Raw genomic sequence first — 2,697 nt, forward strand, 5'->3', positions numbered from 1 at the left:
AATGACGTTCAATTGAAGGAAAAAGAAGCAGCATCACGATTCTCTGATGCTTATATTGAACGAAGTGATAAAGAAACAGAGGAGTTATTAGCGGAAGAAAGTAATGACTTTCTCAACCAGCCCCTTGATTATTTAAAAACACATAAAAATGAGTTTATCTATTTAGAATCAAAATGGTTTGAGCTAATTAACGTGGAGACCATTTCTTTAGAAGTCGATGATGTTTTCGGAACATATGACGTCATGCTTGGATTAAAACTGCAAAAGAAATTCGGCCCTGTTATTAAATCGTATGTAAATAGTGCACTAAATGGTGAATCTGTGAAATATAATTTACTGTTCAGTGGTGACGAAGGCGTTTGGAATTTCAATTTCCCACTAAACCATGTAGAAGGTTTTCATGAGAATCTATCGATTGGCGAAGCCTTTCAATTAATTTACTCGTTCTTATTCACACTTGCTGAAGCGGTGGAGGAAGGTAAGTAATAGAATTTATCAGGTCCCGTATCGAAATGATAGGGGCCTTTTATTGTCATGAATTTTTATAATTTTCAATTATTTTGAAGGGATATTCCAAATAAAGGAGAATATAGGACTTTAGAATGTCAAGAATAGGAGGGCTTTATAATTAGATAATCATTTTTGTTTCTGTTTATAATGTAAGCGCCTTATAAGTTAGGCTCTTTTCGTTCATTTTTTATCAATTGAAGGAGGATTATACAATGACTGTTGAAACGAAAGTAACCGAATTCGCAAATTATATTAATGGAGAATGGGTGCCTGCTTCCAATGGGGAGACCTTTGACATTGTGAATCCTGCCAATGGTCAGATTGCCGCGAAAGCTGCTAAATCCTCGTTAGTAGAGGTAGAGCAAGCCGTAAAATCTGCACGTGAAACATTTGAATCAGGGGTTTGGTCGAATAAGTCTGTTGCCGAACGTTCACAAGTTTTATTGCGTTTTGCTGCAAAAATACAGGAACATGCCAATGAAATTATCTATTTAGAAGGCATAAGTTCTGGAGGCACGATAAGGAAGCTCGCTGGAGCAGATATCATGCAGCTTGCTATGACACTTAAAGATACAGCTGATTACGCTTTGAAATATGAATATGTGGTACCATTACCAGTTGTCGATTATGTAGGGGCCAGCAGAAGTGAGATTGTTCGAGAGCCGCTGGGTGTTGTTGCAGCTATTACGCCGTGGAATTTTCCGCTGATTTTAGCAATGTGGAAAATCGCTCCTGCTTTAGCAATGGGTAATTCAATTATTGTGAAGCCTGCCACCAATACACCGCTTGGAACATTGAAGTTGGCTGAACTAGCGATAGAAGCGGGTGTGCCGCCTGGTGTGTTCAATGTCATAACAGGACCCGGCGGAGTGGTTGGAGAGGCGTTAGTTACGCATCCGCAAGTAGATAAAGTGGCTTTTACCGGTTCAACTGAGGTCGGAAAGAAAATTATGAGCTTAGCAGCTGGAACAATTAAAAAAGTGACCCTCGAGCTAGGAGGTAAGTCTCCATCAATTGTACTTCCGGATGTGGATTTTGAAACAGCGATTCCTGGTATTTTATTCGGTGTCTTCTTCCATTCTGGTCAGGTATGTGAATCTGGAACGCGGCTTCTCGTTCATGATTCCATTTATGAAGAAGTGGTTGAAAAGCTGGCAGCAGCAAGTTCGAAAATTAAGCTTGGCAATCCGATGGACCCTGCCACGGGTATGGGACCTGTCGTATCTAAGCATCAAATGGAAACCGTTTTATCGTATATTGAATCGGGTCTAGATGAAGGTGCACGATTAGTCTGCGGAGGAAAACGAGCTTCTGGAGAGAATTTGGATGATGGCTATTTTATTGAACCAACGATCTTTGCCGATGTAACGAATGATATGAAAATTGCCCAAGAAGAGATTTTTGGTCCAGTCTTATCCGTCATCAAATACTCTACTGAAGAAGAAGCGATTGCCATTGCCAATGATACTGTCTATGGACTAGCAGCAGGGGTTTGGTCTAAAGACCTTACGAAAGCCAATCAAATTGCGGGCAAGTTGAAAGCGGGTACGGTCTGGATTAATGACTGGCATGCTTTCCGAAATGACGCCCCATTTGGCGGCTATAAGCAAAGTGGTACGGGCCGTGAATTAGGAAAAAGAATGTTTGATGAGTATACGGAAACGAAACATATTCATACATCTCTAGCTAGTGAAATAAGTCAACGTAAAAGTTTCGGTTTGATCTTTTAATAAGAATGAAGAGCAGATACTGAATAAAAAAAGTTGATATAAGTGGAGGAGATCTTATGAAAGTAACATCTTATTATGAATATTACCAACATACAATTATAAAAAGTGGTTCAGGTACTCGTATTTTACTTCCGGATGTTATTAAACAGTTAGGAGGCACACGACCTGTTCTTTATTCAGACAAAGGGTTAACAAATGCCGGTATCACACAAACAATTATTGATTTATTCGAAAGAGTGCCGGGTATTCAACTGGCAGGTGTGTTTGATAATATCGAACAAGATGCAAAATCCAGTTATATTAATGAGGCCATTTCCTTTTATAAAGAAAAAAATGGCGATTGCCTGATTGCATTAGGCGGCGGAAGTGTAATGGATACCGTAAAAGGCGTTAAATGGGCTATCCATCATAAGGTGAGTGATATCAGTCTTGCTGTGATGGGGACGATAGCAGAAGG

3 protein-coding genes are annotated in these 2,697 nt (G+C 39.7%); all 3 read left to right on the forward strand.

Annotated features, from left to right (window positions below; translation table 11 throughout):
- The coding region (locus tag AC52RT_RS14740; RefSeq protein WP_495541442.1) for a branched-chain amino acid aminotransferase at positions 1–486 on the forward strand (486 nt) is incomplete at its 5' end.
- A gap of 236 nt (positions 487–722) precedes the next feature.
- Positions 723–2,240, forward strand: coding sequence for an aldehyde dehydrogenase family protein (locus tag AC52RT_RS14745; RefSeq protein ID WP_495541443.1), 1,518 nt, complete (start codon positions 723–725; stop codon positions 2,238–2,240).
- 56 nt (positions 2,241–2,296) lie between these two features.
- Positions 2,297–2,697, forward strand: a 401-nt coding sequence (locus AC52RT_RS14750; protein WP_495541444.1) for an iron-containing alcohol dehydrogenase, incomplete at its 3' end; no start/stop codon positions are given.

It is taken from the genome of Peribacillus sp. (assembly GCF_059453735.1).

Excerpts from the sequence above, each read along its gene's own strand:
- AC52RT_RS14745 (WP_495541443.1), top strand. The coding sequence starts at position 723 with ATGACTGTTGAAACGAAAGTAACCGAATTCGCAAATTATATTAATGGA.